The sequence below is a fragment of the Bacillus sp. JJ1773 genome (genome assembly GCF_036962035.1).
Lineage (GTDB): Bacteria > Bacillota > Bacilli > Bacillales > Cytobacillaceae > Cytobacillus.
This window is the reverse complement of record NZ_JBALNX010000144.1, coordinates 1-8,339: the sequence shown is the minus strand read 5'-3', so window position 1 is coordinate 8,339 and position 8,339 is coordinate 1. Positions and strand designations below refer to the sequence as shown.

The 8,339-nt window shown below is 39.2% G+C and carries 6 protein-coding genes; all 6 read right to left on the bottom strand.

Annotation, left to right across the window (positions count from 1 at the left end; translation table 11 throughout):
* Positions 1–57: 57 nt before the first annotated feature.
* The 6 genes from V7127_RS25485 to V7127_RS25460 all read right to left on the bottom strand — a co-directional run bounded on the left by V7127_RS25485 (position 58) and on the right by V7127_RS25460 (position 8,149).
* Positions 58–1,365 (bottom strand): FAD-dependent monooxygenase, encoded by a 1,308-nt coding sequence (locus V7127_RS25485; protein WP_335490984.1) that lies wholly within the window; start codon positions 1,363–1,365, stop codon positions 58–60.
* Between the two features lie 205 nt (positions 1,366–1,570).
* Positions 1,571–3,901 carry a xanthine dehydrogenase family protein molybdopterin-binding subunit gene (locus V7127_RS25480; RefSeq protein ID WP_335490981.1) on the bottom strand — a complete coding sequence of 777 codons (2,331 nt, stop codon included), beginning with the start codon at positions 3,899–3,901 and terminating at the stop codon, positions 1,571–1,573.
* A 2-nt stretch (positions 3,902–3,903) separates the two neighbouring features.
* Positions 3,904–6,207 (bottom strand): xanthine dehydrogenase family protein molybdopterin-binding subunit, encoded by a 2,304-nt coding sequence (locus tag V7127_RS25475; protein WP_335490978.1) that lies wholly within the window; start codon positions 6,205–6,207, stop codon positions 3,904–3,906.
* Positions 6,208–6,211: 4 nt separating this feature from the next.
* Complete coding sequence (locus tag V7127_RS25470) at positions 6,212–6,754, bottom strand: (2Fe-2S)-binding protein (RefSeq protein ID WP_335490986.1); 543 nt, start codon at positions 6,752–6,754, stop codon at positions 6,212–6,214.
* 40 nt (positions 6,755–6,794) lie between these two features.
* Positions 6,795–7,661 (bottom strand): FAD binding domain-containing protein, encoded by an 867-nt coding sequence (locus V7127_RS25465; RefSeq protein WP_335490976.1) that lies wholly within the window; start codon positions 7,659–7,661, stop codon positions 6,795–6,797.
* Positions 7,662–7,699: 38 nt separating this feature from the next.
* Positions 7,700–8,149, bottom strand: coding sequence for a CoxG family protein (locus V7127_RS25460; protein ID WP_335490972.1), 450 nt, complete (start codon positions 8,147–8,149; stop codon positions 7,700–7,702).
* Positions 8,150–8,339 lie beyond the last annotated feature (190 nt).

Genomic DNA, 8,339 nt, shown 5'->3' with positions numbered 1-8,339 from the left:
AAACATTCATTGATTCTCCTTTATTAAACTAGTTTTCTAGTCTAAACTCTTCCAGTACTATACAACACTATGCTTTGTTTCATCACTTTCTACTAATTCACTATGGAAGATAAATGATTCATCAATATCTAAAGGTATATCCCTTGTAAATAGTTGTTTATATACTGTCTTTACATCTGGCATTTTAGTAGCAATATTGAACATAAGAGGTGCTAAATCTTTCTTTATTGGCTCTCGGGTTAAAAACTTTTCTAAAGTTAATTGCAGATTTTGGATCAGTTTAACTTCTTCTTTACGTCGTATTTGTACTTGTTTAAGCGTCTCAAGTGTTAAATCATCGTTTTTAAATCCTTTATAAATAACATCTGCTGTGATAACTGCAGTTCCCATAGCCAAAGTACTTCCAACTGCTCCCCATGGCGTTACACAATGCGCTGCATCACCTATTAGTAGACAACCATCTTTGGCCCAATCCTTTACATATCGCATTTTGCATAAAAGCAAAACAAAATCTTTGAAGTCATTCATAGGTTCTACATATGGAGTTAGAATTGGTAAGTCAGAAAGTATCTTTGCTTTGAAAACCTCGATGCCTTCCTTCTTGATTTTCTGAAACTCACCTCTCGTAAGAGAAATTCCACACTGGATGTAATTATCCAACTTAGGCAAGAAAAGATAATTATAATTTTTCTGGAAATAAAAATGGTAAATATTATAGTTCCATGATTCAGGTTTTTTGAAAGAAAACCATAAAAGATCGTTATCATAATAGTCTAAATCCAGTTCGAAGTTTGCAAGTTTTTCTATAGTAGAATTTCTTCCATCTACACCAACTGTTACTCTTGCATTTATATTTAACTCACCTTCAAAAACAAAATCGTCTGAGAAGTTAATTTGTTCACCATACTTAGATTGTGCATAGACACCAGTGATTTTTTCTCCATCTCTTAAAAGGTCTCTAACTTTCGTATTAAATAATAATTTGAAATTTGGATATTGCTTTGCTTTTTCTAGTAAGGCAGCAAGTAAAGTTGGTTGAGTCAATCTGGCGCAGTAACTTTCTTCTTCGATTAAAGTATTAAATGCGAGTCGCATTATTTCATTTTTATCATGAAATACTACCACTTCAGGAATTTTAACGTGATCATATGATTCTATATAATCTAATAAATTTAGTTGTTTCATCAATTGAACAAAACGTGGCTGTGTAATTTCTCCGCGATATTCTCTATGAAAGTCTATGTTTTGTTCTAAAACGATGATTTCCATTCCTTGCTTTGCTAATAAGAGTCCTAAAAGCATTCCAGCTGGACCAGCACCAACGATACAAACATCAGAATTCACTTCTTTTATTGGTTTTCCCATTTATAATATCACCTATCTTCTATTTATTATTTTGCTAACTTATATTGTGTGGCTTATAATCCCCAGAAAGGAGCATTACTGGCGTCTAATTTAATGCTGCTGGCTATACAAATGGTAAATGATAAGATTAATTCCTATTAAATTTGATTTAACACTTCTTCCGAATGGACCAATTCCGAGTTAGTACTTTGCACATTGTTTGGACCTAGCTATTTATATAGACTCTCGATTTTCGGAGAAGCTCCTTTATATGAGCAGGTTTAACGGGTATTTTTTCTAATTTTACATTCCATTCGCGTAAGGCATCTTCTACTGCTGATTGAAGAACTGCTGGAACTGGAATTGTACCGCTTTCTCCTGCTCCTTTAACTCCCAGTGGGTTAAGGGGAGACGCTGTCTCAACGTGGCCAATCTTCATATCAGGAATCTCAGTGGATGAAGGTACAAGATAATCCATCAATGTACTTGTTAGGAGCTGGCCTTGTCGATCATAAACAACTTCCTCAAATAATGCATTCCCTATCCCATTAGCAATTCCCCCTTGGACTTGCCCCTTAACAATAAGAGGGTTTAGCAGCGTGCCATTATCGTGGATGGATGTATAATCTAAAATTCGAATAGCGCAAGAATTCGGGTCAACTTCTACAACTGCAATATCAGCCATACCTGTTACAGCGGCAGCCTCTGGAGCATAATAATCGGTTACTTCTAAGCCTGGTGCCACAGTGTATGGATATGTAGTACCAGGAAACAGCCCTCTTGCTTCATGAGCTAAGTCTCCTAGGGAGATTCTCTTCGAAGGTTGATCCACTGAAAAAACAAACCCATCTTTCATATCTATCTTCTTTACTTCTGTTTCAAGTTTACTAGCTGCAATTTTTAATGCTTTTTCTTTTAATCCTTTCGATGCCTTGTATACAGCTGTACCCACAATCGTTGCTATTCTGCTCGCAAATGTCCCCGTTCCATAGGAAATTAGACTTGTATCTCCTTCAAGCACTGTAATCTTCTCAAGCGGAATGTCCAAGACTTCTGCAGCAACTTGTGCAAGGGATGTTTCATGTCCTTGTCCTTGAGTAGCGGCACTCGTTAGGATAGTAATATCACCATTGATCTCAATACGAACCGTTGCACCTTCAAAAGAGCCAAATCCAGTGTTTTCAACAGCAGAGGCTACACCTATCCCGATGTAACGTCCATTTTCACGATATTCTTGCTGCCTCTTGCGCCACTTGTGATATTCTGAAAGTTCGACAGCTTCATTTAGAACTTTTGGATAGTTCCCGCTATCATATATCTGTGGTTTTCCATCTCGAGAGCGTAGTCCAGTTCTATAGGGGAATTCATCTGCACCTATTAGGTTACGACGGCGAATCTCAACTGGATCAATCTGTAGCTTCTCTGCTGCTTGATCGAGTAATCGATTTAAAATTAATGCTGCCTGCGGGCGGCCAGCCCCCCTAAACGGGGCTAAAGGAACTGTGTTTGTATATAAGACCTTCGCATCGCAAAAATAATTCGGTACTTTGTAAGGTCCTGGGATAAGAGTTGAAGTCATAATAGGGACAATAATCCCCCAAGGAACATACGCTCCTGTATTAGCAAGCATCGTATCTGTAACCGAAAGAATTTTTCCGTCATTGGTAAGCCCAATGGACGCTTCATGTAACTGTTCCCGTTCATGAATACAACTCATCATATGTTCCATTCGATCCTCAATCCAGCGCACTGGGGCATTAACCATCCGTGCAGCCCATGAAACAAGAAAATCTTCCACATAGAAAATGGCTTTTGCTCCAAATGCCCCACCGACATCTGGTGCAATGACACGGATATTATTTTCTTTAACCGCTAATAATTTTGCTAATATCGAGCGCATTTCATGCTGACTTTGTGTAGCAGCATATATTTCAAGCGATGGTTCTGGTCCGTTAAAATCCCATTTAGCTAGCAATCCCCTTGTTTCAATAGGTAAACAGCTAACACGTCCGATTTGGAAACGATGATTTATAACGACGGGTGCCTCTTTCATTGCTGCCTTCGCATCTCCAACTGACTGTTGAAAATGAGCAGCAACATTTGATTTTAAATGTGTATGAGCCAGGGGTGCATCGCTTTGAATAGCGTGATCCAAATGGGCAACCCCAGGTAGTCGTTCGTAATCTACTTGGATTAAATCTAGGGCATCTTCTGCGATATAACGGTTCGTTGCAATAACCATTGCAACCGGCTCACCTACATGGTGCACAACTGAATTCAAGGGGATTTGCGTAACTGGTATTAGGTTAGGATGTGGGAATAATAATGGTAATGAAGGAAATTCTTTACCATCCCCAGGTCCAAATACCGCAACAACCCCTGGTAGTTTGCGTGCCTGTTCCAAATCAATGTCACGTATTTGTGCATGGGCATGCGGGCTTCTTAAAAAAGCTGCGCAAAGTGTTCCAGGAATGATCAGATCCGCAATATAGCGCCCATTTCCCCGTATTAAACGGGGATCAATTTTTCGTTTCATTGCTTTCCCTATATACTTCATTTTCACATCTCCTCATTCCTTACAGGCCCTTTTTTTATCGTTTCTCTGATCACTTCAGGCCGTATAGGTAAGGATGTAATATTAATGTGGTATTTATCTAGAGCATTCATGATGGCATTCGCGATTGCAGGCGCAACAGCTACGGTTCCTCCTTCACCCGCCCCTTTTACACCTAGAGGGTTTAATGGTGAGGGGGAATTTTCCATAATTTCAATATCGATTTCAGGCATTTCCATTGAACTTGGTATCAAGTAGTCCATGAATGAACCCGTTATTAGTTGACCCATTTCATCATATCGTAGTTCCTCGTACATGGCCCCACCAAGTCCTTGAGCCATACCGCCAACAAGCTGTCCGTGAACTAATAAGGGGTTAATCGCACGTCCTATATCATAAGCAATATAATACTTTTCTATCTTTACTTTTCCCGTATCTGTATCAATCTCAACTTCAGCAGCGTGAACACCGTATGGATACGACATGTGATCAATAGAAAAAGTATATTTTTCACTCAGTTTGACCCCTTGTTTTTTGCACTCTAAGAGGATATTCTCCAGTGGACAAATATTCCTCTGATTTGAAATTTGGACAATGAATTCTTTCTGAATGTCGAGATCCAGAGATGGAAGATCAAATTGTGCACCTGCCACAGTCAATATCTTCTTTTTTAGAGCTTCTGAAGCATACCAAGCTGCAGAACCTCCTACAACGGTACCCCGAGTTGCAAAGGAGCCGTTTCCTTTTTCCACTTCATCTGTATCTCCATGAATGACATTCACTTTCGAATAAGGGATCCCCAATTGATCAGAGCAAATTTGGGCAAGTGCAGTTTTGACCCCTTGACCGACATCAGCTAATCCAGTTTTGCAAGAAACTTCCCCGCTTTCGAGTAGCTCGACCTCACAGAATTCCCATGGACCTAACCCTGATTTTTCAACAAACATGGCAAAACCTAATCCGATTACTTTTCCTTCTTTCTTTGCTTTGATTTTTCGTTCAGCAAAGTTATTCCAATCCATTTTTTCACGTGCAGTCTCCAAAATATGAAGATAGTCACCACTATCGTACTCAACGACTTGGCCGAGTGCAGATATTCCATTTGTATATGGCATTTGCTCTGGTTTAATTAAATTTCTTTCTCTGACAACAGTCGGATCAAGATTAAGTTTTTTAGCAATCATATCCATTATCCGCTCGCGAACGAACGTTCCTTCAAACCTGCCTGGACCACGGTATGTTCCAGTTGGTGTTTTATTCGTTGCAACGACATGTGTAGTGAATTCTAAGGCAGGAATATCGTAAGGCCCTGGTAGCATCCCTTGGGTTAATACAGGTACAGTTACTCCATGGGTACGAATATAAGCGCCGGTGTCCACGAATATTTCATCACGTAAGGCATGGATACGTCCATATTCATCAAATCCAACGGTTACATGATGCTTTTGTTCTCGTGAATGATTCGTTGCTTTCATATGCTCAAGCCGATCTTCAATCCATTTTATAGGTCTCCCAAGTTGCAGAGCGGCAAAAGGGATTAAGTAATCTTCAGGATAGAATTCTCCTCTCGGCCCAAATCCACCGCCAACATCTGTTTCAATGAGTCGAATATCCTCAATTTTTTTATTTAAAAGTTTTGCAAGGATCTGATGGTTAAAATGAACTACTTTTGTTGGTCCATATACAGTAAGCCTTTCATCTTCATCTATAAATGCAAGTAGCCCCCTAGTTTCTAATGGAATACCAGAATGTCTTTGAATATATAAATCTTCCTCTATTACAAAGGGACATTTTTTTAACTGTTCATCAACAGATCCCTTTGTTGAATGAATGAGAAAGACGTCATTACTTCCGATTTCAGGATGCAGCAAATCTGTATCAGGTTGAATTGATATATTAACTTCTGTGATAGGAGTTAACGGTTCGTAAATGACATCTATTAGATCAGCAGCATCTTCTGCTATATATCTCGATGTTGCTACAATAAGTGCTACAGGTTCTCCTACATAGCGGACTTTTTCTTTTGCTAAAGGATATTGCAAAGCTTTCAGCAAAGCTTCATTAGGTGCGAGCCGCATTGGGATGGGAGAAAGATCTTTCGGAAGATCTTTCCCCGTTATCACCATTAGAACATTAGAAAGTTTTCTTGCTTTTTCTGTGTCAATGCTAAGAATATTAGCATGGGCATGTGGACTGCGTAGAATTAGGGCCTCACATTGATCAGGTAACATGATGTCACCGACATAACTGCCTTTTCCGGTAATTAACCGTGGATCTTCAATTCGCTTCACGCTTTTGCCGATGGTCATCCAATCACTTCCTTCCTGATTGTGCGACCTGTAGAGTTCTTGAATCTACAACACGATTTTTGTCCTTATTTACCAGTTCTGCGGCAAGTTCTACGGCATCGACGATATTTTGATAGCCAGTACAGCGACATAAATTCCCTGAGATTCCTTCGCGGATTTCTTCCCTGGTTGGTTGAGGATTCTCTTCAAGGAAATGGCAGGCAGAAATTAGAACCCCTGGTGTACAAAACCCGCACTGAAGACCGTGCTTTTCCCAAAATGCCTCTTGTAGGGGGTGTAAAGTACCGTCAGGCTCCGATAACCCTTCTACTGTCGTAATATTCGCTTCATCCGCTTGAACACCAAACACTAGACAAGATCGGACAGGCCTACCATCCATCATTATTGTACAAGCACCGCAAATTCCATGCTCACAGCCGACGTGTGTTCCTGTCAAACCAAGTTCATCACGAAGAACATCTGATAACAGCATCCGCGGTTCAACTGATACGCTGTGCTTCTTTCCATTCACAGTTATTTGAATGTTTTTTATGTTACTTTGTGTCATCATCCCACCTCCGTAAAATAAAAGAATTGCAATCTATCGTTTAAACAGCTCTTTCAGCCGCACGTTCTAGTACGCGTTTCGCATAAGTCACGCATAAATCTTTTCGATATTCAGCACTCGCATGAATATCGGGTTCTGGATCAACCAGATCTACTATTTTTTTACAGCATTCATTTATTAGATCTCTATCTGGAAATTTTCCGATAAGCCCATCTGTTACTTCATCTAACAGAACAGGGACTCCATCAACTCCTCCTAAACCGAGAGTTGCGGTTTTCACCTTTCCACTTTCATCCAATGTAACGGATGCAGCAGCCAGAACTATAGCGAAATCCCCTTTTCTTAATGTAAACTCGTCAATCGCATTTCCCGTATTTGCTGGTGGACGTGGAATTTGAATCGAAACTAATATCTCATTCATTTCCATCGTTGTTGTTAAATACGTTAAAAAGAACTCATCGGTTGTAATCGTACGATATCCTTCAGATGATGCTAAAGTAATAGTAGCCCCAATTGTACTTAGCATGACAGGGAGTTCAGCCGTTGGGTCGGCATGTACTACACTTCCCCCAATCGTCCCACGAGATCTGATCTGAGAGTGACCAATCAATTTCATTCCTTCAATAATCATGGGATAAATATCTTCGATTTCTTTCGATTGTTCTACTTGATAATGACGGGTAAGGCCGCCGATTTGAATTTCCGAATCTGTTATTCGGATATAATTGAGTTCTTCTACTTTATTAATATCAATTAACACTTCAGGACGAGCTAAACGCATATTCATCATTGGGATAAGACTTTGCCCACCTGAAATTATTTTTGCACTGAAGCCAAATTCATCCAATAATTCCAATGCTTCTTTAAGTGTAGTTGGTGAATAATATTCAAAGACCGCTGGTTTCACATTATCCCTCTTTTCCTATGTAGACTTTATTGAAGTTTTTACGTCAATTCTCTCAATTTTGTTTCTGCTGCAATTTTCTTGAAAAAGTCTTTTACGATCATTTTTGCAATTCCTGATAAGATTCGCTGGCCTACACCTGCTACAAGTCCTCCAACTTTTGCTTCACCCTCATAACGAATGGTCGTTTTTGGTTGATTATAATCTAGTTCAACAACCGCATTTCCTTCAATAAAGCCCATTTTACTGTCAGCTTTCATAAGAAGTCGGTAACTGTTCGGTGCAGATTTTTCGAAAATTTGAATTTCAGCTTCATATTCACCACGTACTGCTGCAATACCAAGAACAATTTCTGCTTTATATGAGTCAGGTTCTATTTCTTTCAAAATTTTACATCCAGGAGTTGCTTTTTTAAGAACTTCAGGATCATTTAATGCGTTCCAAACATCTTCTTGATTCGCTTCAACTATGATTTCTCCCTGTACCTTCATAAATAATCCACCTTTTCTTAATAATATTTTTTACAACATGTGTAGGTGATGCAATCTCTCATACGACCAAGTAGCAGAGGTGTGTTACTTTTATTTAGCCAGTAAAAATCTCTACTTACTTCTTCACTTTTGTCTTTGTGTAGATAATTAAATTTTCTATATCTTAAAAATATTATAAAATATATAATAT